General features: G+C 67.5%; 24 protein-coding genes. 10 read left to right on the top strand and 14 right to left on the bottom strand.

From position 1 onward, the window contains the following. Positions 1 to 129 precede the first annotated feature (129 nt). Entirely contained in the window at positions 130 to 1,443 is a 1,314-nt protein-coding gene (locus tag AC3IR9_RS12230) for a hypothetical protein (protein ID WP_489291018.1), read from the top strand. Between the two features lie 77 nt (positions 1,444 to 1,520). On the opposite strand, the gene AC3IR9_RS12225 is transcribed toward AC3IR9_RS12230, so the two are convergent. After that, a protein-coding gene (locus AC3IR9_RS12225) for an IS3 family transposase (RefSeq protein WP_489291017.1) occupies positions 1,521 to 2,608 on the bottom strand; the annotation gives its coding sequence in 2 pieces (ribosomal slippage) (positions 1,521 to 2,356 and positions 2,356 to 2,608; 1,089 coding nt in all). A gap of 120 nt (positions 2,609 to 2,728) precedes the next feature. On the opposite strand from AC3IR9_RS12225, the gene AC3IR9_RS12220 reads away from it, so the two are divergent. Beyond that, complete coding sequence (locus tag AC3IR9_RS12220) at positions 2,729 to 2,902, top strand: helix-turn-helix domain-containing protein (protein WP_489295818.1); 174 nt, start codon at positions 2,729 to 2,731, stop codon at positions 2,900 to 2,902. Positions 2,903 to 2,974: 72 nt separating this feature from the next. Here AC3IR9_RS12220 and AC3IR9_RS12215 read toward each other — a convergent pair whose 3' ends face one another. The 12 genes from AC3IR9_RS12215 to AC3IR9_RS12160 all read right to left on the bottom strand — a co-directional run bounded on the left by AC3IR9_RS12215 (position 2,975) and on the right by AC3IR9_RS12160 (position 13,816). Beyond that, positions 2,975 to 3,355, bottom strand: coding sequence for an EF-hand domain-containing protein (locus AC3IR9_RS12215; RefSeq protein WP_489291016.1), 381 nt, complete (start codon positions 3,353 to 3,355; stop codon positions 2,975 to 2,977). A gap of 40 nt (positions 3,356 to 3,395) precedes the next feature. Continuing rightward, positions 3,396 to 3,794, bottom strand: a complete 399-nt coding sequence (locus AC3IR9_RS12210; RefSeq protein WP_489291015.1) for a hypothetical protein — start codon at positions 3,792 to 3,794, stop codon at positions 3,396 to 3,398. Between the two features lie 83 nt (positions 3,795 to 3,877). Continuing rightward, positions 3,878 to 5,845 carry a MacB family efflux pump subunit gene (locus AC3IR9_RS12205; RefSeq protein WP_489291014.1) on the bottom strand — a complete coding sequence of 656 codons (1,968 nt, stop codon included), beginning with the start codon at positions 5,843 to 5,845 and terminating at the stop codon, positions 3,878 to 3,880. After that, a complete protein-coding gene (locus AC3IR9_RS12200; protein WP_489291013.1) occupies positions 5,842 to 7,068 on the bottom strand; it encodes an efflux RND transporter periplasmic adaptor subunit in 1,227 nt (408 codons plus the stop codon). Before AC3IR9_RS12200 ends, AC3IR9_RS12205 begins: the two co-directional genes overlap by 4 nt. 120 nt (positions 7,069 to 7,188) lie before the next feature. Next, on the bottom strand, positions 7,189 to 8,529 hold the full coding sequence (locus AC3IR9_RS12195) for a sensor histidine kinase (RefSeq protein WP_489291012.1): 1,341 nt from the start codon (positions 8,527 to 8,529) through the stop codon (positions 7,189 to 7,191). Continuing rightward, a complete protein-coding gene (locus tag AC3IR9_RS12190; RefSeq protein ID WP_489291011.1) occupies positions 8,526 to 9,200 on the bottom strand; it encodes a response regulator transcription factor in 675 nt (224 codons plus the stop codon). Before AC3IR9_RS12190 ends, AC3IR9_RS12195 begins: the two co-directional genes overlap by 4 nt. Positions 9,201 to 9,338: 138 nt before the next feature. Further along, a complete protein-coding gene (locus AC3IR9_RS12185; RefSeq protein ID WP_489291010.1) occupies positions 9,339 to 10,007 on the bottom strand; it encodes a hypothetical protein in 669 nt (222 codons plus the stop codon). 116 nt (positions 10,008 to 10,123) lie between these two features. Beyond that, entirely contained in the window at positions 10,124 to 10,786 is a 663-nt protein-coding gene (locus AC3IR9_RS12180) for a DUF3299 domain-containing protein (protein ID WP_489291009.1), read from the bottom strand. Further along, the gene (locus tag AC3IR9_RS12175) at positions 10,776 to 11,327 is read right to left on the bottom strand and encodes a DUF3299 domain-containing protein (RefSeq protein WP_489291008.1); all 552 of its coding nucleotides are present in this window, start codon (positions 11,325 to 11,327) and stop codon (positions 10,776 to 10,778) included. Before AC3IR9_RS12175 ends, AC3IR9_RS12180 begins: the two co-directional genes overlap by 11 nt. Further along, a complete protein-coding gene (locus AC3IR9_RS12170) occupies positions 11,324 to 12,577 on the bottom strand; it encodes an ABC transporter permease (RefSeq protein WP_489291007.1) in 1,254 nt (417 codons plus the stop codon). The genes AC3IR9_RS12175 and AC3IR9_RS12170 overlap by 4 nt, the downstream gene beginning before the upstream one ends. After that, positions 12,574 to 13,281, bottom strand: coding sequence for an ABC transporter ATP-binding protein (locus AC3IR9_RS12165; RefSeq protein ID WP_489291006.1), 708 nt, complete (start codon positions 13,279 to 13,281; stop codon positions 12,574 to 12,576). Before AC3IR9_RS12165 ends, AC3IR9_RS12170 begins: the two co-directional genes overlap by 4 nt. After that, positions 13,274 to 13,816, bottom strand: coding sequence for a ZrgA family zinc uptake protein (locus AC3IR9_RS12160; RefSeq protein ID WP_489291005.1), 543 nt, complete (start codon positions 13,814 to 13,816; stop codon positions 13,274 to 13,276). Before AC3IR9_RS12160 ends, AC3IR9_RS12165 begins: the two co-directional genes overlap by 8 nt. Positions 13,817 to 13,907: 91 nt before the next feature. Here AC3IR9_RS12160 and AC3IR9_RS12155 point away from each other — a divergent pair, with 91 nt between their 5' ends. Beyond that, entirely contained in the window at positions 13,908 to 14,330 is a 423-nt protein-coding gene (locus AC3IR9_RS12155; protein ID WP_489291004.1) for a MerC domain-containing protein, read from the top strand. Here the strand turns inward: AC3IR9_RS12155 and AC3IR9_RS12150 are convergent. Beyond that, the gene (locus AC3IR9_RS12150; RefSeq protein WP_489295817.1) at positions 14,314 to 15,030 is read right to left on the bottom strand and encodes an AraC family transcriptional regulator; all 717 of its coding nucleotides are present in this window, start codon (positions 15,028 to 15,030) and stop codon (positions 14,314 to 14,316) included. The two genes, AC3IR9_RS12155 and AC3IR9_RS12150, sit on opposite strands and share 17 nt — an antisense overlap. 142 nt (positions 15,031 to 15,172) lie before the next feature. Here AC3IR9_RS12150 and AC3IR9_RS12145 point away from each other — a divergent pair, with 142 nt between their 5' ends. From AC3IR9_RS12145 to AC3IR9_RS12115, 7 genes are read left to right on the top strand one after another with little or no spacing between them, the layout of a single operon-like run. Beyond that, positions 15,173 to 16,129 (top strand): proline racemase family protein, encoded by a 957-nt coding sequence (locus AC3IR9_RS12145; RefSeq protein WP_489291003.1) that lies wholly within the window; start codon positions 15,173 to 15,175, stop codon positions 16,127 to 16,129. Next, entirely contained in the window at positions 16,126 to 17,238 is a 1,113-nt protein-coding gene (locus AC3IR9_RS12140; RefSeq protein ID WP_489291002.1) for an NAD(P)/FAD-dependent oxidoreductase, read from the top strand. The genes AC3IR9_RS12145 and AC3IR9_RS12140 overlap by 4 nt, the downstream gene beginning before the upstream one ends. Beyond that, the gene (locus AC3IR9_RS12135) at positions 17,235 to 17,480 is read left to right on the top strand and encodes a 2Fe-2S iron-sulfur cluster-binding protein (protein ID WP_489291001.1); all 246 of its coding nucleotides are present in this window, start codon (positions 17,235 to 17,237) and stop codon (positions 17,478 to 17,480) included. Before AC3IR9_RS12140 ends, AC3IR9_RS12135 begins: the two co-directional genes overlap by 4 nt. Continuing rightward, the gene (locus AC3IR9_RS12130; RefSeq protein WP_489291000.1) at positions 17,473 to 18,783 is read left to right on the top strand and encodes an FAD-dependent oxidoreductase; all 1,311 of its coding nucleotides are present in this window, start codon (positions 17,473 to 17,475) and stop codon (positions 18,781 to 18,783) included. The genes AC3IR9_RS12135 and AC3IR9_RS12130 overlap by 8 nt, the downstream gene beginning before the upstream one ends. After that, positions 18,780 to 19,682: a dihydrodipicolinate synthase family protein gene (locus tag AC3IR9_RS12125; protein ID WP_489290999.1), complete on the top strand. Its 903-nt coding sequence runs from the start codon at positions 18,780 to 18,782 to the stop codon at positions 19,680 to 19,682. Before AC3IR9_RS12130 ends, AC3IR9_RS12125 begins: the two co-directional genes overlap by 4 nt. 1 nt (position 19,683) lies before the next feature. Beyond that, the gene (locus tag AC3IR9_RS12120) at positions 19,684 to 21,276 is read left to right on the top strand and encodes an aldehyde dehydrogenase family protein (protein ID WP_489290998.1); all 1,593 of its coding nucleotides are present in this window, start codon (positions 19,684 to 19,686) and stop codon (positions 21,274 to 21,276) included. Further along, positions 21,273 to 22,484, top strand: a complete 1,212-nt coding sequence (locus AC3IR9_RS12115) for a M24 family metallopeptidase (protein ID WP_489290997.1) — start codon at positions 21,273 to 21,275, stop codon at positions 22,482 to 22,484. The genes AC3IR9_RS12120 and AC3IR9_RS12115 overlap by 4 nt, the downstream gene beginning before the upstream one ends. Positions 22,485 to 22,552 lie beyond the last annotated feature (68 nt).

Genomic DNA, 22,552 nt, shown 5'->3' with positions numbered 1-22,552 from the left:
TTCCCACCGCTTCTTCCAAAGACGATAGTCAGGATGTGGCTCTGGGCATTCCAATTCGCGCGAGAGCAGTAGCGGGTTGCATGGGAATCCAGCTAAGCCTACGATTCAAATCCACTTGGGGGGTGACGCATGGAAGGATTTGATCCCGCTGACGCAGCTGCGCGGCTGTTCGAGGCGATGACTCAACTTGTCGACGAGTTCACTCAAAAATGGGCAGAGACCAAGTTCGTTAGCTTTGGGACTTATGGTCCAGTCATTGACGCGGATGACATAAGAGACAATTTCGACATTCTCAGAAAGCGCTACATGGACTACGACTGGTCGACAGTAGATCCAGAACGAGCGTCAGTCTATCTTCCCGATCTTAAGGCTAAGGTGGATGATGCCAGGTCACGGCTACTTCCGCACCTGCAGAATGATCCGCTCGTAATTTCTTCTTTCCAGGGGCTGCTTCTAACGCTGGAAGTGCACCTGCAGAGCTTTATTGATCCCAAGGTTGTCAGTCAGATCTGGACTTTGCCTGGTCGCCTAAAGCGTGACGTCGATAGTGCGCGACGCCGGTTGGATAAGACGAACTGGGGTGTTGATGACGTTGATAGAAAGCTAGAGCGCATCGCGCGCGCTTATGATATCGCCACAGATCTTGATACTACGCGCGAGGATCTTGAGCGAGCACTTGAGGATACCCGTCAAGCACAAGTCAGTGCGGTTGAGTGCGAGAAGGAAGCAGTAGTTGCGTTGAAGGAGATTGGTGAGAAGAGGCTGCAGATCGAGACGCTTCTCTCCGAAGCGGACCAGGTCATGAAAAGGGTGGGTGCGGCATATGCTGCAGCAACGTCCGAAGGCTTAGCTCGTTCATTTGACTCGCGGGCTCGATCGCTGGGGATATCTGTATATGTCTGGGGTGGGGTACTTATCGTTGCACTTTTGACTGCGATTGGGATCGGATTCGTCAGATTTCCCACGATCCTTGATGCGGCAACTAAAGTTCCGAATGGCGGCTGGCCCTTCCTAGTGGCTCAAGTTGCACTTGCTAGCCTGTCACTTGCGGCACCGGTTTGGCTTGCTTGGGTGGCTACGAAGCAGACAGGCCAGCGTTTCCGGCTGGCGGAGGACTACGCATACAAGGCGGCGCTTGCCGCTGCATATGAAGGCTACCGATCGGAGGCAGCCCGTTTGGATGACCTTATGGAGGCGCAGTTGTTCTCAATTGCGATGAGTCGCCTGGATGAAATTCCTTTGAGGTTAGTGGAGGAGCAGGTTGCAGGTAGCCCGTTCCATGAGCTGCTGCGGTCCAGAGAGTTTCACGAGGCTGTAAAAGAGGTGCCTGGCCTGAGGCTCAAACTGTCCGAGCTGTTCCGCCGATCAGAGAGGGCCAATCCATCCTCCAGGATTAAGGGGCCTTCATCTATCTCGGAGCTGGATTCTGTTTCGACTGATTAGACACGCACGCCCAGTGCGTCCAGCGTCGGCGTGGTCATGGGTAATCCCCCCGCTTTTAGCGGTCGCCAAAAGTGGAACTACGCTGCCAGTGCAAGCTTCTGCATTGGCGTGATGCCGCCGAGCGCCATGTTCGGGCGCTCGTGGTTGTAAGTCCATAGCCAACGGGTGGCGATGTCCTGGACCTGCTGGATGTCATTGAGCAGATTGCTGGCAAGCCAAGCGTAACGCACGGTCCGGTTGTAGCGTTCGATGTAGGCGTTCTGCTGAGGATTGCCTGGCTGGATGTAGAGCAGCGCAATGCCTTGCTGCTCGGCCCATGCTTGCAGCGCTCCGCTGATGTACTCGGGCCCGTTGTCGCAGCGTATGGCGCGAGGCTTTCCGCGCCATTGAATGATCTGTTCCAAGCTGCGGATAACGCGCGCCGCAGGCAAGGAGATGTCGACCTCCATCGCCAGACCCTGCCGGTTGAAATCATCCAGTACGTTGAGCATCCGGAAGCTGCGTCCATCAGCCAGTTGGTCGTGCATGAAATCCATCGGCCAAGTGTGGTTCGCCGCCTTCGGAACCGCTAGCGGCGCCGGCACTTCTCGGACGATGCGCTTACGCGGCTTGATGCGCAGGTTCAGCTCCAAATCGCGATAGATCCGATACACGCGCTTGTGGTTCCAAGCGAAGCCCTTCACGTTGCGCAGGTGCAGGAAGCACAGCCCAAAGCCCCAATCGCGGTAGGCGCTGGTCAGCCTGAGCAACCAGTCAGCGATGATCGCATTTTCTTGGCAGGCCTTGGCCTGATAGCGGTAGCAGGTCTGACTCACCTCGAACGTCCTGCACGCATGAACGATGCTGGTGATGCCTGCCTGGACCGCCAGTCTGGCCATCTCGCGACGCTGAGATGGCCTCACCATTTTTTTGAGAGCGCTTCCTTCAGCAGCTCGGCACTGAGCTGGGCATCGGCGTACATCTTCTTCAGCCGCCGGTTCTCGTCCTGCAGTTCTTTTAGCTGGGACACCATGGACGCATCCATGCCGCCGAACTTGCTGCGCCACTTGTAGAACGTCGCTGAGCTGATGCCATGCTGTCGGCAAAGGTCCGGGACAGGCGTGCCGGCCTCGGCCTGCTTGAGTACGGCGATGATCTGGCTGTCGGTGAATCGTGATTTCTTCATGGGATCTCCTCGGGTTAGGTTACGAGAAAATTCCACTTCTGGCTGCTACTAACCTGCGGGGGGATTACCGGATTGCCAGAAGATGTTGCGGGCGTTCGCATCAACCGGTACGAGCGGGCCGTGCACAATTGCGACATCGAGACGGCGCAGAAGATTGCGCGCGCCCTGGGCGTTTCCGTTGCCTATCTCTTTGCGGAAACTGACCAGCTTGCCGAGCTCATCGATGAGTTCGGCAAGCTGTCCGGGAAGGCGCAGGAAGCGTTGCTTCTGGAAGTGCGGCGTAAGGCGAGATAGGAGATTTCTCTGCTGGGCCATGGCCCCGGCCATGCCCGCCGAGCCCGGTTACCCGGGCCGCCGATGAGGGCATTACTTCGCGGTATCGGCCGTCTGCGCGGCTACCATGGCCTGCTGCATTTCCTTCAGCGACAGGAATCCATCGCCGTCGGTATCCAGGCCGCCGAAGTACTGCGCGATCTCCGGCACGATCGCTGCTTCCTCCTTGCTTATCTTGCCGTCCTTGTTCTTGTCCATTTCCTTGAAAGCCACGTCGATGGAGTCGGCCTGTTTGTTGAAACGCGCCTGCTGGAACCGGGTGAACTCGGCCTTGTCCACGCGGCTATCGCCGTTGGCGTCCATGGCGCTGAAGGTGCTGTCGATGTAGGCCTGCTTGGCATCGGGGGTGGCGGCGCTTGCTACGTGGGTGACCGCGTACAGCGTGACGAGCAGGGCAAGGTTGTGAAGTGGCATGGGTGTTCCTTTGGGTGGGGGGCGTTGCGCAGGCCTGGGTTCAGCGGCAGCGGTAGGTGTAGCCATCCTGGCCGCGGTAGGTGTCGTTGGCGCGGTCGTAGTTGCCGTAGCGGTTGATGCAGTAATCGGCACGCTGCCGCTTTTCTTTTTCGCGGTTGGCAGCGGCGGCGATCACGCCGGCCAGTACGGCCGTGCCCACTACGCCCACCACGATGCCCTTGGCCTTGGCATCATCGCGGCGGTCACGTTCGCGTTCGCGTTCCCGCTCACGTTCGCGTGCGTTGTAGTCATCGCGGCTGCGGTCGTCCTGGTGCTGCTTCCAGTCGGGGCGATAGGCATCGCCGCGTTGTGCATGCGCTACCGTGGGGCAGCTCAACAGCGCCAGCAATGGCACCACTGCGCCCAGTAGCAGGGCGTTTCGTCCAGCGGGGGAAAACATGGGTAATGCTCCTTCGTGCAGATGTGCCCGGTGTTGCAAGTAGGCGCGCGCAACATTGCGCGAACCTGCCGGTTGCTTACCCCCTAGCGAATCAGCGCCTCTACCGGGTCCAGTTGCGCGGCACGCCGCGCCGGCAGGAAGCCGAAGCCGATGCCGATCAGGCTGGAACAGGTGAACGCGGCCACGATGGAGCTGGCCGAGAACACCAGGCTGAAGCCCACGTCGGCGATGTCCAGGATCACCCCCAGCCCCAGCGCCACGGCAATGCCGAGCAGGCCGCCGAGCAGGCACACCAGCACCGACTCGATCAGGAACTGCTGCAGGATGTCGCTGCGGCGCGCGCCGACGGCCATGCGCACGCCGATTTCGCCGGTACGCTCTGTCACCGACACCAGCATGATGTTCATCACGCCGATGCCGCCCACCACCAGGGCGATGGCGGCGATGGAGCCGATCATCATGGTGAGGATGCCGGTGGTCTGCTCGATGGACTCACGGATCTGCGCGTTGTTGCTCATGTAGAAATCGCGGCTGCCATGGCGCCGGGTCAGCAGGCCGGCGATGGCCGTCTCGGCCGCCTGCATGGTGATGGCATCGGACACCCGTACGCTGATGCTGGAGACGTGGCGTTGCCCCAGCATGCGCGCCATGACCGTGGTGTAGGGCACCCACACGCTCAGCACCGAGGCATCGCCGACGCTGGCACTGTCTTTCTTTGTCACCCCGATCACCCGCACCGGCACGTTGCCCAGCAGCAGTGTCTGCCCGATGGGGTTCTCGCGGGCGGCGAAGAAGCGCTCGCGGGTATTCACATCGATCACCGCGACCTGTTGGTAGCCCACGACCCCGGGCTGGCCGAAGAAGCTGCCTTGGCCCAACGCCAGCCCGCGCACGCGGAAGTACTGCTCGCTCACCCCATGCACCTGCACGCTGGCGGTGCGGTTGCCGTGCATGGCCGTGGCGGTGGTGGCCACGCCGGGCGTGGCGCTGTCCACGAAGGGCTGGCCGGCCAGGGCCACGCTGTCGCCGGGAGTGAGGGTTTCCACCTGGGCAGAGCGCAGGTCGCCGAAACCGGCACCGGGGTAGATCTCGATGGTGTTGGTGCCCAGCGAGGAGATGTTGGACAGGATGGCCTGGCGCGCGCCGGTACCCAGCGCCACCACGGCCACCACCGAGGCGATGCCGATGATGATGCCCAGCATCGTCAGGAAGGTGCGCATGCGGTGGGCGTTCATGGCCCGCAATGCCATGCGGAAGGCTTCACCGAAACGGTCGGCGAGGGCCTGCAGGCCGCTGCCGCCGACCGGTGCCGGTCGCGGCGGTGGGTTGGCATCCGCTGCGGTTGCCGTCACGCCGGTGAGGCGGTCGGAGACGATGCGGCCGTCGGCGATTTCGATGATGCGCTGGGCGTGCTGGGCAACGGCCATGTCATGGGTGACCAGCACCACGGTGTGGCCTTCGGCGTGCAGCTCGCCCAGGATCGTCATGACCTCCTTGCCCGAATGGGTGTCCAACGCGCCAGTGGGTTCGTCGGCGAAGATCACCGCACCGCCGTTCATCAGCGCACGCGCGATGGAGACGCGCTGCTGCTGGCCACCGGACAGCTCGCCGGGGCGATGGCCCAGGCGCTCGCCCAGGCCCAGCCGCGTCAGCAGCTGTGTCGCCCGCGCGTGGCGCGCCTGTGCGGGCAGGCCGGCGTAGATGGCCGGCACTTCCACGTTGGCAATCGCGGTGAGCTCGTTGAGCAGGTGGTAGCGCTGGAAGATGAACCCGAAGTGCTCACGACGCAGCTCGCCCAGTTGGTCCGGATCCATCTGCCCGGTCTGGCGCCCCTGCACCTGGTAGGAACCGGCGGTGGGGCGGTCCAGGCAGCCCAGGATGTTCATGAGCGTGGATTTGCCCGAACCGGACTGGCCGACGATGGCCACCAGTTCACCGGCATGGATGTCCAGGTCGATGCCGTCCAGAACGACCAGCGGGCGCTCGCCGGCCGGGAACTCGCGGCGCAGGCCGCGCACGCACAGCAGCGGTGCGTCCGGTGTGGTGCTCATCGTGGCCCGGCAGGCGCGCTGCCGGGTTGCGCGTCGGCCGGCGATGCACCCTTGGCGGTGTCGGCCTGGGCCAGCACCACCTGCTCGCCTTCCTTCAACCCGGCGGTGACCTGCACGCGGATCTGGTCGTCCAGGCCGATGCGGATGCGGCGCGCCACCGGGTGGCCGTCGGCGCCGCGTACCTGCACGGCGTAGTGGCCATCGTCGGCGCGCGCGCCCAGGGCGGCCGACGGAATGGTGAGTACGTTGGCCGCGCGGCCCAGCACGATGCGTACCTGCGCGGTCATGTAGCTGCGCAGGCGGCCGTCGGTGTTGTCCACGTCGAACTGGCCGTTGTAGTACATGGCGGTGCGGCTGCCGGTGCCGGACAGTGCCAGGGAAGAGGGGCCGGAGGCGTCTTCCCGGGTGATCGAATCCGGTGCCGGCGCGATGTCGCGCAGGGTGCTGCTGTAGCGCCGCTGGCTGTCACCGAGAATGGTGAAGAACGCTTTCTGGCCGATCCGGGTATGCACCACGTCGGCCTCTGAGATTTCAGCGTAGACCGTCATCGTCTCCTGGTTGCCCAGCATCACGATGGTGGGCGCACTCTGCACCGCGTTCACCGTTTGCCCCTGGCGCGCGACCACGGCCAGTACGGTGCCGTCGGTGGGGGCGGTAATGCGGGTGTAGTCCAGGTTGGTCTGGGCGATGTCCACGTCGGTCTGGCGCTGCACGATCTCGCCATCCAGCGCGGCGATCTGCTCACCGGTGGCCTCCACCCGCGCGGTGGCCGCATCCACATCGGCGCGGGCCACCAGCTGCAGCGCACCCAGGTGTTGCTGCCGCTGCAGGGTACGTTGCAACTGCCGCAGCTCGGTGGCCAGCGCGGCCCGGTTGGCGCTGGCGCTGCGGCGGGCGGCCTGGGCGCTCTGCAGCGCGTTGCGCTGGGTGCGCGAGTCGATCTCGGCGATAAGGTCGCCGGCATGCACCTTGTCGCCCAGCGTTACGTGCAGCGCTTCGATGCGTCCGGACACCTGCGCGCCCACGCTCACCAGCCGCGAGGGTTTGAGGGTGCCGGTGGCTTCCACGGTCTGTTCGATATCGCCGCGAATGACAGGCGCCAGTTCAAGCGTGGGCGGTGCGGCCGGCGCGAGCCAGGCATAGGTGGCCACCACGATGCACAACACGGCAGCGGCACCGATCAGGGAGGAGCGCACGCGGCGCAGGTAGTCAACGGCGGCCATGGCAGCCGGGGGCAGGAGGGCAGGGCATCGGGGGATCTCGCGGTAGTGAAGACAGGCGCATGCCCGGTGGCACACGGTGATGTGCCTACTCTCCACGTGGCGGGTTGCCGCAACCTTGCGTCAGCGTGCCGGCTGCGCGCCTTGGGGCGGCGGAAATGCCACCCGGATCAAGGCACCGCCACCGGGGGCATCCAGGATGGTCACGCTGCCGCGATGGCGCTCCATCACCTGCTTGACCAGGTTCAGGCCCAGGCCTGCGCCGGTCTGGCGCGGACGCAAGCGCTGGAACGGCTCGAACACGCGCTCGCGCTCTGCCGGGGCAATGCCGGGGCCGTCATCCTCCACCTCCAGGCTGGCGCCCTGCACGCGAATGATGACGTGCCGCCCGCCGTGTTCGGCGGCATTCAACACCAGGTTGGACACCACCCGTTCCACCGCCCCCGCATCGCCCAGCACCGGCAGGTGGGGCTCGATCACGACGGCGACGCTGCGCTCGGACGCGATCAGCAACGGGGCCAGGTCGGCGGCCACGCGTTTGGCCAGCAGGGCCAGGTCGATGCTCGCGCGCGGCCCTTCCTCATCCAGCCGGTGCAGATCCAGCAGTTGTTCGGCCAGCGTGGCCAGGCGCACGACCTCCACGGCCAGGCTGCGCGAGGTGGAATCACCGGCCGCATCGATCTTCAACTGCAGGATCGCGATGGGCGTACGCAGTTCGTGCGCGGCTGCGGCAATGAAGCGACGCTGGCGCTCATGCCCTTCGTCGAGCCGATCCAGCGCCTGGTTCACGGCCGCCACCAGCGGCGCGATTTCCACCGGCACGGCGGTTTCGGTCAGGCGCACGCCGCGGCGACTGGCCGAGATGCGGGTGGCTTCCTGGGCGATGCGCTCCACGCCTGCAAGCGCCTTGCGCACGGTCATGGGGGTGACGATCAGCGTGACCAGCGCCAGCAGCGCGAAGATCGGCAAGGTGATGACATGGGCGGCCAGCGCCATCTGCCAGGTGAGCGAGTCGACCTCGCCGTGGGCCATGATGGTCAGGCGGCCGGCGGCGCTTTGATGCTGGCGCACCACCACGGCCAGGCCGTCGCCGAGATCGCGTCCGCGCAGGTCGCCATAGGGAATGCTGCCCAGGGCGCCCACCAGCGATGCGTAGGGCGCAGGCACGTTGCCGAAGCTGACATGGCGGCCCTGCGCATCCTCGGCGACGAACCATACCCCCGGCGCCGTCTTCAGCAAGGCCTCCAGCTCGGCGGTGGGGCGCACCACCAGTGCGCCGCTGGCATCGCGTTGCACGGCGGCGGCGGCCACCGGGGCGACGGTCTGCACGGTGTAGAAGCCGCCGCTGTCCATGCGCACCAGCACCATCAACAACACGAACAGGGCAACGACCAGGGCAAGCAGGTGCCAGATCAGCGGCTTGATGATCAGCGGCCACTTCAGCGTGGGGCGGCGCCTGCTCATTTGTGCTCGCGCATCAGGTAGCCCACGCCACGGATGGCATGGATCTCCAGGCCGGCATCGGCGTCGGCCAGCTTGCGGCGCAGGCGCGAGACGTGCGAGTCCAATGAGTTGGAATGAACACACTCATCGAAGCCATACACGGCCATCTCCATCGATTCGCGCAGTACGGTGCGGCCGAGGCGCTTGACCAATGCGGCCAGTACGCGCACCTCGCGGCGCGGCAGCTCCAACCGCGCACCGCCCACGGTGGCTTCGCCCGAGACCGGGTCGAACACCAGCCGGCCCACGCTCACGGTGTCGTCGGCCAGGCTGCTGGGCCGCCGATGGACGGCGCGGATGCGCGCAAACAGTTCTTCCAGTGCGAACGGCTTGGCCAGGTAATCATCGGCGCCTTCGTCCAGGCCTGCCACGCGGTCGGGCAGGTTGCCCAAGGCACTGAGTACGATCACCGGCACGCCGGGATTCTTCTCGCGCAGCAGCGGAATCAACGCCAGGCCATCGCCGTCGGGCAAGGTGCGGTCAAGCAGGATCAGGTCGTGCGAGCCGTACAGGGCGGCCTGCCGGGCCAGCGAGAACGTGTCGGCCAGGTCCACCACGTAGCGCTGCCGTTGCAGGGCGGTTCGGAGCGTGGCCGCCAGTTCGGCTTCGTCTTCGACCAGCAGGATATGCATCGGGTTGGCTCGGGCGGGAAGGGGGCGGGACGGCGGCAGGTGCCGAAATTCTATTACAGCAACATTGCGCCAACCTGGCGCCGACCGTGCGCGGCGGGGCCTCGGCGGACGCCGCTGGACCGGGGCGGGTCGATGCGACTAACGGCACTGGGTCGGTACCGAACCCAACACACCGCTGACCGGCTCGGCAAGCGCCTGCCCGGCCGCCTCGGTCAGCTCCTCCACCGCGGTGGCCCCCACGGCCTGCCGGGTGGTCTCGCACGCGTCCACGATGCGTCGCCGCGCGCCGGCACGGCTGGCATCGCAGCGCCAATCCGGCAGCGAGAGCGGCAACACCGCGTAGGCCACGGTCTGGCACGCCTGCCGCGCCCGCGCGGCCAGCGGCCGGTCGCGATACTCGTTGGGTTCACTGCCGTTGCGCGACGGGGTGAAATAGCTGTCAGGAAAGCGCTGCGCGTACTGCTCGATGTCTACCTCGGGTAGAGCGGCCCCCTGGAAGGCACGCCCGCATGCGACCTGGTCGGCCAGGCGTTGCACGTAGTGGTAGATCGGGCTGTCCAGCGCCGGGTAGGCGCGGGTGAGGTCGCTGACGCCGGCCAGGATCGGCAGCTGGGCGCGGTTGGCCATGCGCGCCAGCTCGCCGTGGTGCGCCGGTGCGCAGCGATCGCGCGCACTGGCGCTGATCAGGAACAGCACGTCGTTGCGAAACGGCGTGCTCTGCCCCAGTGCCGCCTCGATCGCGGTGATGTGGTCCTGGCTGAGGTCGGCATCCGGTGTTGCCGACAGCTGCGCGACCTCTCGCGGCACAGGTGTCGCAGCGGGTGCCGGGGGCGGCGGTGCATCACGCGTCCGCAAGCTAAATGCGGTCCAGGCCACGAGTCCTGCGAGCACGCACCCGGCGACCACCCCGCGCGCTGGATGCCTCATCCGGCAACCGGGGTGATGGCCGCACCCGCGGCCTCGTAGGATGCGCTGGCGATGTCGGCATTGAAGCGCGCGATGTGCAACGTGCCGCGCAGGTGGAACGGCGCCCACAGCTCGGGTACGGCGATGGGCCGGGACAGCATCACGTGGATGATCTGGTTGGGCGGTGGCGGCGGCACGTGGATGCACGCACCGTAGAAGGACACGAACAGAAGCTCGCGCACCCGGCCTTGATCGTCGGTCTCCAGCGGCACCACGTAGCCGTCCAGCCCCAGGTCGCGGCCGTCCATTTCCGCTACCACCGCCGAGGAACCGAACTGCGCGGCGCGGTTGGGGCTGTTGTGGTCGATGGCCATGCCGGGAATGCTGCCCGAACCGTTGTCATCGATCAGCCCGCCCGGCGTCGTCTGTCCGCCAACGCCGGGGCGGCCGATCACCGGCGGCGGTCGCGCCAGGCGGCTGTCGTCGGTCATCAGGTCTTCCCAATCTGTCACCGGTTGCGCTGCAAGGGCGTTGTCGTTACGCGCTGGCGGCGTGATGGCGTGCGCGGTTGTCGCGGCCGCTGCGGTTTTCTGCACGGTGGGTGCCGCATCGTCGCTGCCACGGCATCCGGCCAGTGCGGCGACCAGCAGCATGGACAGGCAGGTGTGCTTACTCTTCATAAGGCCTCAATCCGGCATTGCGCATGGTGTAGGCGGTTCCGGCGAGCGTGCTGGAGAGCTGTTCGGCCACCAGTGTGCCGGTGAGGAAAAACGGCGAGTACATATCGGGCATGGCAATGGCCTTGGCCAGCCGGACATGCACGATCTGGTTGGGCGGCGGCGGGGGCACATGCACGCAGGCGCCGTAGTAGGGCACGAAGAGAAACTCGGTGAGGCGCCCGTCCACGTCGTTCTCCAGCGGCACCACGTAACCGGGCAGGCGCACGGGTCGGTCCACCACGCTGTCCACGGTGCGGAAGGTGCCGAACTGCGGCATCGCGCCGTCACCGTCATGGCTCACGTCGGGCACGTCCCCGTTCTCGAGCGCCTTGAGCTCATCGGGCGGGATCATCTGCAGCCAGTCCAACGCCTGTTCGTGGTCCGGGTGCGCCGCGGCCATGTTCGCCGCCGGCGGTGCAGCGGCGGTATCGGTTGCACGGGGTGCGCTGGGCGTGCAGCCCGCCAATGCCATCAGCAGGGCGAGAGTGGCAAGACGGGTCATGTTGGCGGTGACAGCCCGTCCGAGAGCGTATTGCGATACGCCAGCAGGGCCGGCAGCAGCCCCGCCAGTGCACTGGCCAGGATCACCGCGGCCAGCCAGTAGCCTTCCTGGGCGGTGGGCCCGATGCGGTCGATGGACAGCCCGAACGTATCGAGCAGCCAACGGCGCGCGGCCACACTGGCCAAGGCCAGGCCGCCCAGCGCAAGGACACAGGCAACGCTGGTAACGGCCACCGCTTCAAACACCAGCAGGCCGGCCACATAGACCGGCCGGGCACCCAGCGCGCGCAGCACGGCCATCTCGCGGCGGCGCTCCTGCAGCGTGGCTACCAGTAGGGCCACCAGCGAGGTGAGGCCGAGCACCACCACCAGTGCGCTGATGAGGCGCAGCGCGCCTTCGGCCGTCCCCAGGGTGCCCCAGAGCTGCTGCAGGGCGACACCGGGCATCACCGCAAGCAGGGGTTCGTCGGGGTAGCTGTTGATCTGTCGCTGCACGCTGAAGGTGGCGATGCGCGAGTGCAGCCCCACCAGGAAGGCGGTGATGGAGGTCGGGGTGAGATCCTGCTGGCGCGCGGCGGCGGCACTGACCTGGGCCCCGCGCAGATGCACGCCCGAGCGCCAGTCCAGGTGGATGGCCTGGATGGCCGGAAGTGAGACCAGTACGCTGGAGTCGACCGGAGTACCGGTGCGCTTGAGAATGCCGACGATGCGGAACGGCTTGTCATCATGACGGGCCAGGGTGACCCGGCCGGTGCCGTGGGCCAGCACGATGTCATCGCCCAGCGACTGGCCCAGCCGCTGGGCCACCTCGGCGCCTATCACGGTGTCGTAGAGATCGTCGAAGCGCTGCCCCTGGGCCAGGACAAGGGAGTGGCCGGCACCGTACTGGTAGTGCTCGAAGAAGCCGGTGGTCGTGCCGACCACCCGGAACCCTTTGTAGGAATCCCCCAGCGACAGGGGCACCGTCCAGGCAACGTCCTTGAGCGCGGCCAGTTCCTGGTAGCTCTGCCAGGACACGTTGTTGGTGGCATCGCCAATGTGGAAGATGGCGTAGAGCAGCAGGTTGACCGGCCCGGAGCGCGCGCCCACCACCAGGTCCGTGCCCGACACCGTGCTGGCAAACCCTGCGTGGGCCTGTTGGCGGATACGCTCCACGCCCAGCAGCAGGCAGACGCTCAAGGTGATCACCAGCAGGGTGAGCAGGACGCTGAGCGCACGGCTGCGCAGGCTGGAAAAGGCAAGCCGGATCATGCGGCCCCCCGCAGGTGATGTGGGCGTTGGAGGTCGGCAAGATCTGACACCGCATCGAACAACGCAGTCAGTGCCGGGTCGTGGCTGACCACGATGCAGCTGATGTGCTGCTGCCGGCAGGCCTGGCCGATCAAGTGCAGGAACGCCCTGGCCGACACCGGGTCCAGCGCCGAGGTGGGTTCATCGGCCAGCAGCAGCTGCGGCTGGCCGATCAAGGCCCGTGCGGCGGCCACCCGTTGTTGCTGGCCCACGCTCAGGCGCCCGGCGGGGCGGTTCCAGAGCGTGCGTGCGTCCAGGCCCAGGGCATCGAGCAAGGCGGCAATGCGCGTATCCAGATCCTGCCTGAGGCGTGCGCGGCGGTCGCGGGAGACGAAGGACAGGCCGAGGGCGATGTTGTCGCGCACGCTCAGGAAGGGCAACAGGTTGAACTGCTGGAAGATCACCCCGCAATGGTCGGCGCGGAAGCGGTCACGAGCGGCGCCTGAAAGCGCGCCAAGGTCGTGTCCGGCCACCCGCACCTGGCCGTGCGGCGTGCTCAGTACGCCGGAAATCAGCCCAAGCAGGGTGCTTTTTCCGCTGCCGCTGGTGCCGCGCAACAGGAGTTGCTGGCCCACCGGCAGCGCGAAATGTTCAATCTGCAGGACCGGCGTTTGCCCGGGATAGGCGAAGCGAACCTGCTGCAAGTGCACGGCAGGCTCAGTCATGGGGCAGGTCCACGCGCTGTTGCGCGGCCTGCAGCAGCACGCGGCCCTGGCCCTTGTCGGTGGCAATTTCCACCACCGTTTCGTGCAGGTTGGCAAACGATGCGCCCAGCGACAGGGTCAGGCGCTTGAGTTGGGTGGGCTGCTCGCAGCGATAGGTTCGATGGGCCTGGAAGCCGGCATGATGGTGATGCGGGCCGTCGTCGTCGTGGTGTGGCGTGTCGCCGTGGGTAAAGCCGGTGCTGGCGACCGTCTGGTGCAGCAGGCGGCAGGAAGCGGCGGCAGGAACCTGCAGCCATTGGCCGCTGCCGAGCCGGGCGGTTGCCTGTTTGAGCTGGGCCGCTTCGTCGGGGGTGGCCGGCGGTCGTTCGAAGGAGAGGATGCCGATGCCGGGTGCGTCCACCGAGATATCCAGCGTGTTGCCGTCCAGCGCGATCTGCACCTGGGCCTGGCCGTGGACATGCGGGCCCTGCTGGCGGGCGGGGTGGGCGAGCGCGAGCGAGGGCAGCATGGCGAAAAGCAGGAGCGACATCTTCATGGGGGGGGCGGGCTCAATTGTTATATTGTAACAATTGAAGCTTACTCCCCCGTTTTCCGGAAGTCACATCCCGCCCGTCAACCGCCACGCCGTGCACGGTCACCTCGATCTGGCAGCCTCGTTGCTTTCGCTGGGCTGTGCCTTGCATTGTCTGCTGCTGCCCCTGCTGTTGGCCTTTTTACCCGGGGCGATGATGGCGTTGCGCTCGTTCCAGCATCCCTGGCATGGCACGATGACCTGGCTGCTCAGGCTGTCGCGATGGGAATGGGCCATTGCGGTGGCGGCCACCAGCCTGTGCCTGTTGAGCATCGGTTGGGGCTGGAAGCGCCATCGGCGTTACCTGCCGCTGGTGTTGGCGGTGGCCGGCGGAACCATGCTGCTGCTGGCCTCGCTGCACCCGCAGCTGCGCGACGCACTGGTGGCGCATGGCACGCTTGCTGCCGCTGGCGGTGCGTGCCTGGCGATGGCGCATCTCGGTAATCGCAGGGCGCTTGCCGCTACAACTGCCCCTTGATCCCTCGATAATCCCGTGGCGACATCCCCACGGTCGCCTTGAACTGCCGCGCGAACGCACTCTGATCGGCAAACCCGCACTGCTGCCCGATGCTCGCAATGCTCTCATCGCCATGCAGCAACCGCATCGCCGCTTCAATCCGCAATTTCGTCAGCAGCTGCTGCGGCGTCACCTGGAACACGCGGCGGAAATGGCGCTCAAGCTGCGCGACCGACAGTTCGGCCAGGTTGGCCAGTGACTGCACGCGCAGCTGCTCGTCGTAGTGGTTCTGCATGTGTTCCAGCACTTTGTTCAAGCGCTCGAACGCGGAGTGCTTGTTGTCCGGCTGGCCGAGGTCGCGCGAAATGCCGATCACCCCTGACACCTCATCGCCGTGGCAGACCGGGCGCTTGAAGGTCAGGCACCAGCCGGGCATGCGGTTGGGATAGAGGTGCACTTCCAGCTGGTTGTCGATGACCTCGCCGCAGAGCACGCGGCGGTCCTGAATGGTGTAGCTGCCGCCCAGCGGAAGCGGGAACAGTTCGAGCGCGGTTCTGCCGATCACGTCGCTGCGCTGCTTGCGGCCCAGGCGCCGGATCAGGGTCAGATTGCAGTGCGTATAGCGCCCCTGCTGGTCCTTGATGAAGAAGACCACTTCGGGCAGTTCATCGAATAACGACTGCATTTCTTTGCCGGAAAAGTTGACGTCCATCGAATCCACTGGCGTTCTGCTGGAGGGCACGTGGCTCCGATCCTAGCGCAAAGCGTGGCACCTGCGACGCGATTGGATTGTGCAGATTTCCGCATTTGCCACCGCCATTCCGCGCTAGTCGCCGCAGTGGCCGGATGGGAGCATCCATGCCATGCACACCCTAGACGTGATCGACTCCCACACCGCCGGCGAACCGACCCGTGTCGTGATCTCCGGTTTCCCCAGCCTGGGCGAGGGTGACCTTGCGCAATCCCGTGAGCGCTTCCGCCGCGACTTCGACCACTGGCGCAGCGCGATTGCCTGCGAGCCACGTGGCTCGGACACCATGGTGGGGGCGCTGCTGTTGCCGCCGCGTGATCCGAATGCCTGCGCCGGGGTGATTTTCTTCAACAACGTGGGCTACCTGGGCATGTGCGGCCACGGCACCATCGGCGTGGTCCGTACCCTGGTCGAACTGGGGCGGATCGGCCCGGGCCAGCACCTGATCGAAACCCCGGTCGGCAACGTCGGCGTGGCGCTGGATGCGGCCGGCAACGTGTCGGTCGACAACGTGGAGAGCTACCGGCATGCGGCCGGGGTGGAGGTCGAGGTGGCCGGCCACGGCCGGGTGCGCGGCGACATCGCCTGGGGCGGAAACTGGTTCTACATCACCGACCAGTCGCCCTGCGCACTGGCACTGTCCAACCAGCGCGAGCTGACCGCGTATACCGAAGCGATTCGCCAGGCACTGGAAGCGGCCGGGATCACCGGTGCCGACGGCGGTGAGATCGACCATATCGAAGTCAACGGCGTGGCGCCGGATGGCAGCGGGCAGGCGCGCAATTTCGTGTTGTGCCCCGGGCTTGCCTACGACCGTTCGCCCTGCGGCACCGGCACCAGTGCCAAGCTGGCGTGCCTGGCCGCCGACGGCAAGCTGGCCGAAGACGCGCGCTGGATCCAGCAGGGCATCCTGGGCAGCGCGTTCGAGGGCAGCTACCGGTTGAGCGGTCGCGGTATCGCGCCACGCATCACCGGCACGGCGCACATCACCGCGCGTGCGCAGCTGTTGATCGACCCGGCCGACCCGTTCGCCTGGGGCATCGGTGCCGAGCCCGTCGCGCACCGATGAACACCTACGACCTCATCATCGTCGGCGCCGGCATTGTCGGTGCCGCCTGCGCCGAAGCGGCGGCGGGCGAGGGGCTGCGCGTGGCGCTGGTCGAGCCGGGCCCGGTCGGTGGCGGCGCCACGGCGGCGGCGATGGGGCACCTGGTGGCGATGGATGACGACCCGGCCGAGCTGGCCTTGTCGGCCTATTCGCTGCAGTTGTGGGAACGCTACGCGCACCTGAAGGACGCCGAATTCAGCCGCTGCGGCACCCTGTGGGTGGCACGCAACGCGCAGGAACTGGAGGCGGTGCCGGCCAAGATCGCGCGGTTGGCCGCCGCCGGGTTGCATGCCGAGCAGGTGGATGCCGCGCAGCTGTACCAGTGGGAGCCCAGCCTGGTGCCGGGCCTGGCCGGCGGCATGCGGGTGGCCGGCGAGGCGGTGGTGTATCCGCCGCGCATGGCGCGCTATCTGGTGGACCAGGCCTGTCAGCGTGGCGGGCGTCTGTATGCCGGCCGCCGCGTGGTGGAACTGCTGGAACACGGGGTGCGGCTGGAGGATGGCCAGGCGCTGTCCGGGCCGGTGCTGATGGCCAGCGGGGTGGATCTGCCGCAGCTGCTGCCCGAGCTGCCGATGCGCCCGCGGAAGGGCCAGCTGGTCATCACCGATCGCTACCCCGGCCTGGTGCATCACCAGCTGCTGGCACTGGACTACGCCGATTCTGCACATGGCGATGCGGAGACCAGCGTGGCGTTCAACGTGCAGCCGCGACCGACCGGGCAGATCCTGATCGGCTCCTCGCGGCAGTTCAATGTGTCCGATCGTGAGATTTCGTTGCCGCTGCTGCGGCAGATGTTGGAGCAGGCGTTCGCGTTCCTGCCGGTGTTGCGCGAGCTGCAGGCGATCCGCATCTGGACCGGGCTGCGCCCGGCCACGCCGGACGGCCGCCCGTATCTGGGCCCGGTGCCGGGGCGGCGTGATGTCTGGGTGGCTGCCGGGCATGAAGGACTGGGCGTCACCACCGCGCTGGGCAGCGCACGGGTGATCGTGGACGCGCTGCTGGGGCGCACGCCGGCCATCGATCCGGCGCCTTTTCTGCCGGATCGCGCGATGACCGGGAGGGCGGGATGAGCGCGCGGCTGTGCGTGTCGGTCAACGCACAACCGGTGACCGTGCCCGACGGGGCCACCGTGGCGGTGGCAGTTGCGCTGGCCGGTGCTGCCTTCCGCAGGTCGTGCAGTGGCGAGCCGCGCGCGGCGGTGTGCGGGATGGGCGTTTGTTTTGAATGCCGGGTCCGCATCGACGGCGTGGCCCAGCTGCGCGCCTGCATGATTCCGGCGCGTGACGGGATGGAGGTACTGACCGATGGTTGAGGCTGTCCTTCATTACGACGTGCTGGTGGTGGGCGCCGGCCCGGCCGGGCTGGCGGCCGCACGGGCTGCGGCGTCACACGGCGTGCGGGTGGGCATCGTGGATGCGCAGCCGCGCGCCGGTGGCCAGGTCTGGCGCCACGACGTGGCCCACGGCGTACCGGCGCTGGCGCGGCGTGCGCTGGCGATCGTGGGCGATGGCCAGGTCGACTGGCTGGCCCAGACCCAGGTGACGATGGCGCAACCGGGCTGGCTGCTGGCCGATGGCCCAGCCGGCGCCCACCAACTGCATTACCGCCACCTGGTGCTGGCCACCGGCGCGCGCGAACTGCTGCTGCCTTTCCCGGGCTGGACGCTGCCCGGCGTCACCGGTGCCGGCGGCGCGCAGGCGCTGGCCAAGCAGGGCTGGCCGCTGGCGGGGCAGCGCGTGGTGGTGGCGGGCAGCGGCCCGTTGCTGCTGGCCAGCGCCTCCACGCTGCGCCGGCACGGGGCCCGCGTGCTTGGCATCCATGAGCAGGCCTCGCGGCGTGCGCTGGCGCGCTTTGCGCTGCAGCTGCCACGCTGGCCGGGCAAGGCCGTGCAGGCAGCGGCGCTGCAGCTGCAACTGGCCGGGGTGGGTTACCACGCAGGGAGCGTGGTGGTGGCCGCGCATGGGGACGCGCGGCTGCGGGAAATCGAGATCGAGGGCCCGCGCGGTCGCCGCCACATCGCCTGCGATCAGCTTGCGGTCGGCTACGGCCTGGTGCCCAACACGGAGCTGGCGCAACTGCTCGGCTGCCGGCTGGAGCGCGCGGGCGCGCACCTGCAGGTGGCCGTGGACGCCCAGCTGCGCAGCAGCGTGAGCACAATTTTTGCCGCCGGCGAAGCGCTGGGCATCGGCGGGCGCGACAGTGCGCGGGTGGAAGGCGCCATCGCCGGCCACATGGCCGCCGACGCGCCCGAGGCCGCCGCCGCGCTGCTGTCCCGGCGGCGCCGGGCGCGCGTGTTCGCCACCCAGTTGCAGCGTGCATTCGCACTGGATGCACGCGTGCACGGCCTGGCGCAGGACCACACCCTGGTCTGCCGCTGCGAAGACGTGCCGCTGGGCGCGCTGCGCGGCTTCAGCGATACCCGCGACGCAAAGCTGGCGTCGCGCTGCGGCATGGGCGCCTGCCAGGGCCGCATCTGCGGCAGCGCACTGGCCGAACTGGGCCTGGGCGGTGCCGACCTGTCCACCGATGGCGGCCGTCGGCCGCCGTTGTTCCCGGTCCGCCTCGCGGCGCTGGCCGACTCCTTCACCGACACCTCGCAAGGGATACATCCATGAGCAATGCTTCTTTCTGGAAGGGCGTCCTGCCCGCCATCACCACCCCGTTCAACGCCGACGGCAGCGTCGATCATGTGTTCCTGGCCAGGCACGCGGTGCAACTGGTCGATGCCGGTTCCACCGCGATCGTCCCGCTGGGCTCGCTGGGTGAAGCGGCGACGCTGAGTTTCGACGAGAAGGTCGCGATCGTGGCCACCCTGGTCAAGGCGGTCGGCGCGCGCGTGCCGGTGGTGCCGGGTATCGCCGCGCTGTCCACCGACGAAGCGGTCAGGCTGGCGCAGGCGGTGCAGGCCGCCGGTGCCGGTGGCCTGATGGTGCTGCCGGTGTATGTCTACACCTCCGATTGGCACGAAGCCGCCGCGCATGCGCGTGCCGTGCTCGGTGCCACCGACCTGCCGTGCATCCTGTACAACAACCCGGTGGCCTACCGCACCGACATCCTGCCGGCGCAGATCGCACAGCTCGCCGGTGAGTTCGCCAACCTGCAGGCGGTCAAGGAATCGTCGGGCGAGATCCGCCGCTTCGCCGCGATCAAGGAACTGCTGGGCGACCGCCTGGTGCTGCTGGTGGGCATGGACGATGCGATTGTCGAAGGGCTGGCGATGGGCGCCGAGGGCTGGATCGCCGGCCTGGTCAACGCCTATCCGGTTGAATCGGTGACGCTGTTTGAACAGGCCCGTGATGGGGGCTATGCGGCGTCCGCCGAGTTGTACAACTGGTTCCTGCCGCTGCTGCGGCTGGACACGGTGCCCAAGTTCGTCCAGCTGATCAAGCTGGTGCAGGCCAAGGTCGGCCTGGGCAGCGAGACCGTGCGTGTGCCGCGTCGGGTGGTCGAAGGCGCGGAACGTGCCAATGCCCTGGCCATCATCGATCACGCCATTGCCACCAGGAAGGCCTGATATGACTCCTGTCGAACCGCTTCTGCTGGCGGGTCGCTGGCAATCGAGCCTGTCGCCGCAGGGAAGTTTCCGCGCGGCCGATCCGACCACGGGCGAGAAGATCGGACCGGCGTTCCCCATCAGCGGCGCGGCCGACATTGAAACCGCGGTCGCGGCGGCCAGTGCCGTCGCCGCCGCGCTGGCCGCCGCGCCGGCCGAACGCATCGCCGCCTTCCTGGAGGCCTATGCCGACGCGCTGGATGCCGACGCCGACACGCTGGTGGCGCTGGCCCATGCCGAAACCGCACTACCGGCGCCGACGCGGCTGCGCGGCAACGAGCTGCCGCGCACCAGTGGCCAGCTCCGCCAGGCCGCCACCGCGGTGCGCACCTACAGCTGGACCCAGCCGGTGATCGACACCGTTGCCGGGTTGCGTGCGCATCGGGCGCCCTTGTCCAAGCCGGTGCTGGTGATGGGGCCGAACAATTTTCCGTTCGCGTTCAATGCGGTCGCGGGCAGCGATTTCGCCTCGGCGATCGCGGCGCGCAATCCGGTGATCGCCAAGGCGCATCCGCTGCATCCGGCCACCAGCCAGCGCATGGCGCAGCTGGCCCACAACGCCCTGCTGGACGTCGGCCTGCCGCCAGCGGCGGTGCAACTGCTGTATCAGTTCGACAACGCGCTGGGGCTCACGCTGGCCGGCGATGCACGGCTGGGGGCGATCGGCTTCACCGGCAGCCGCGGCGGTGGGCTGGCGCTGAAGGCGGCGGCCGATGGCGCCGGGGTGCCGTTCTACGCCGAGCTGTCCAGCGTCAATCCGGTCTTCATGCTGCCGGGCGTGCTGGCCGAGCGCGGTGAGGCGCTGGCGCAGGAGTTCTTTGCGTCCTGCACGTTGGGCAGCGGTCAGTTCTGTACCAACCCGGGTGTGGTGGTGGTGCCGCGCAGCGCCGAAGGCGATGCCTTCGTCGCTGCCGCCACCGCCCACTTCGCTGCGGCCGCGCCGATGGTGTTGTTCTCGCAGGGCGGCGTGGACCACCTGGCCCAGGGCATCGCGACCCTGCGCGGGGCCGGTGCCGAGCTGCTGGCCGGTGGCCCCCCGGGCGAGGGCGGCTACCGGCATGCACCGACCTTGCTGAGTGTCGATGCCGAGGCGTTCATCGCGCAGCCGCAGGCACTGCAGACCGAAGCGTTCGGTCCGGTCAGCCTGCTGGTGCGGGTTGCCGATGTGGCGGCGATGGTGCAGGTGGCGGCCACCTTTGAAGGCAACCTGACCGGCACCCTGTATCGCGCGGCCGACGGGGGCGACGATGCCGCCTGGCAACAGATCGCGCCGCTGCTGCGCGCGCGGGTGGGGCGCCTGATCAATTCCCGCATGCCCACCGGGGTGGCGGTCAGCGCGGCACAGAACCATGGCGGGCCGTTCCCCAGCACCGGCCATCCCGGCTTCACCTCGGTGGGGATGCCGGGGGCGATCCATCGCTTCGCTACGCTGCACAGCTATGACGCGGTCCCCGATGCGCTGCTGCCGGTGGAACTGCGCGACCGCAACCCGGGCGGCGTGCAGCGCACCATCGATGGGGTGACCAGCACCGCCAACGTGGGAGCCGGTGCATGAGCGGGCAGATCGGCGGGCTCAGCCTGGCCGAGGCGCAGGCGCTGCTGGCCCCGTGGGATGCACGTGCACCGGCGATCGGCGCGGCGGAATACCAGCGGCGCATCGGGCAGGCACGGGTGCTGATGCAGGCGCAGGGCGTGGACGCGATGTGGATCGGCGCGGGCACCTCCCTGCGCTATTTCGCCGGCGTTCCGTGGGGCGCCAGCGAGCGCCTGGTGGGGCTGCTGCTGACCCGGAGCGGCGATCCGATGCTGGTCTGCCCGGTGTTTGAAGAAGGCTCGCTGGACGCCGTGCTGACGATCCCGGCCGACAAGCGCCTGTGGGAAGAGCACGACGACCCGCACGCGTTGGTGGCGCAGCTGATGGCCGAGCGCGGTGCCAGCACGCTCGCGCTGGACCCGGCGGTCGCCTTTGGCGTGCACACCGGCCTGGCCAGGCATTTGTCCGCCGCCAGCCTCCGTGATGCGAGCGCGATCATCGACGGCTGCCGCATGTGCAAGTCGGCGGCCGAACTGGCGCTGATGCAGCAGGCCTGCGACATGACCCTGCAGGTGCACCGGCTGGCCGCCGGGATTGCGCGCGAGGGGATCGGCAGCGACGAACTGGTGCGGTTCATCGACCAGGCACACCGTGCGCTGGGCGCCGACAACGGGTCCACGTTCTGCATCGTGCAGTTCGGCGATGCCACCGCATTTCCGCATGGGATTCCCGGTGTGCAGCACCTGGCAGAAGGCCAACTGGTGTTGATCGATACCGGCTGCACGGTGCAGGGCTACCACTCCGATATCACCCGCACCTGGATCTTCGGTACGCCCAGCGATGACCAGCGCCGCATCTGGGCACTGGAACAGGCCGCGCAGGCGGCGGCCTTCGCGGCGGTGCGGCCGGGGGTGAGCTGCGCATCGGTTGACGCGGCCGCACGCGCGGTGCTGGAGGCGGCCGGGTTGGGCCCGGACTACCGCCTGCCGGGCCTGCCGGGCCTGCCACATCGCACCGGGCATGGCTGTGGCCTGGCAATTCATGAAGCGCCGTACCTGGTGCGCGGCAACGACACCGTGCTGCAGCCGGGCATGTGCTGCAGCAACGAACCGATGATCGTGGTGCCGGGGGCATTCGGCGTCCGCCTGGAAGACCATTTCTACGTGACCGCGCGCGGCGCGCAGTGGTTCACGCCACCGTCGCCGGCCATCGACCGGCCGTTCGCCTGAGCACAGGGCACCCCGCCACCGCGAGTGGCGGGGTGTGCCGGTGTTCGGCGGGGTTCCACCTTTCGTGA

The organism is Stenotrophomonas sp. GL_101, assembly GCF_057835675.1.
This window is presented reverse-complemented; position numbering and strand designations above follow the sequence as displayed.

Coding starts and splice junctions, on each gene's coding strand:
- AC3IR9_RS12230 (WP_489291018.1), top strand. CDS start 130: ATGGAAGGATTTGATCCCGCTGACGCAGCTGCGCGGCTGTTCGAGGCG.
- AC3IR9_RS12215 (WP_489291016.1), bottom strand. CDS start 3,355: ATGCCACTTCACAACCTTGCCCTGCTCGTCACGCTGTACGCGGTCACC.
- AC3IR9_RS12210 (WP_489291015.1), bottom strand. CDS start 3,794: ATGTTTTCCCCCGCTGGACGAAACGCCCTGCTACTGGGCGCAGTGGTG.
- AC3IR9_RS12205 (WP_489291014.1), bottom strand. CDS start 5,845: ATGAGCACCACACCGGACGCACCGCTGCTGTGCGTGCGCGGCCTGCGC.
- AC3IR9_RS12200 (WP_489291013.1), bottom strand. CDS start 7,068: ATGGCCGCCGTTGACTACCTGCGCCGCGTGCGCTCCTCCCTGATCGGT.
- AC3IR9_RS12195 (WP_489291012.1), bottom strand. CDS start 8,529: ATGAGCAGGCGCCGCCCCACGCTGAAGTGGCCGCTGATCATCAAGCCG.
- AC3IR9_RS12190 (WP_489291011.1), bottom strand. CDS start 9,200: ATGCATATCCTGCTGGTCGAAGACGAAGCCGAACTGGCGGCCACGCTC.
- AC3IR9_RS12180 (WP_489291009.1), bottom strand. CDS start 10,786: ATGAAGAGTAAGCACACCTGCCTGTCCATGCTGCTGGTCGCCGCACTG.
- AC3IR9_RS12175 (WP_489291008.1), bottom strand. CDS start 11,327: ATGACCCGTCTTGCCACTCTCGCCCTGCTGATGGCATTGGCGGGCTGC.
- AC3IR9_RS12170 (WP_489291007.1), bottom strand. CDS start 12,577: ATGATCCGGCTTGCCTTTTCCAGCCTGCGCAGCCGTGCGCTCAGCGTC.
- AC3IR9_RS12165 (WP_489291006.1), bottom strand. CDS start 13,281: ATGACTGAGCCTGCCGTGCACTTGCAGCAGGTTCGCTTCGCCTATCCC.
- AC3IR9_RS12160 (WP_489291005.1), bottom strand. CDS start 13,816: ATGAAGATGTCGCTCCTGCTTTTCGCCATGCTGCCCTCGCTCGCGCTC.
- AC3IR9_RS12145 (WP_489291003.1), top strand. CDS start 15,173: ATGCACACCCTAGACGTGATCGACTCCCACACCGCCGGCGAACCGACC.
- AC3IR9_RS12140 (WP_489291002.1), top strand. CDS start 16,126: ATGAACACCTACGACCTCATCATCGTCGGCGCCGGCATTGTCGGTGCC.
- AC3IR9_RS12135 (WP_489291001.1), top strand. CDS start 17,235: ATGAGCGCGCGGCTGTGCGTGTCGGTCAACGCACAACCGGTGACCGTG.
- AC3IR9_RS12130 (WP_489291000.1), top strand. CDS start 17,473: ATGGTTGAGGCTGTCCTTCATTACGACGTGCTGGTGGTGGGCGCCGGC.
- AC3IR9_RS12125 (WP_489290999.1), top strand. CDS start 18,780: ATGAGCAATGCTTCTTTCTGGAAGGGCGTCCTGCCCGCCATCACCACC.
- AC3IR9_RS12120 (WP_489290998.1), top strand. CDS start 19,684: ATGACTCCTGTCGAACCGCTTCTGCTGGCGGGTCGCTGGCAATCGAGC.
- AC3IR9_RS12115 (WP_489290997.1), top strand. CDS start 21,273: ATGAGCGGGCAGATCGGCGGGCTCAGCCTGGCCGAGGCGCAGGCGCTG.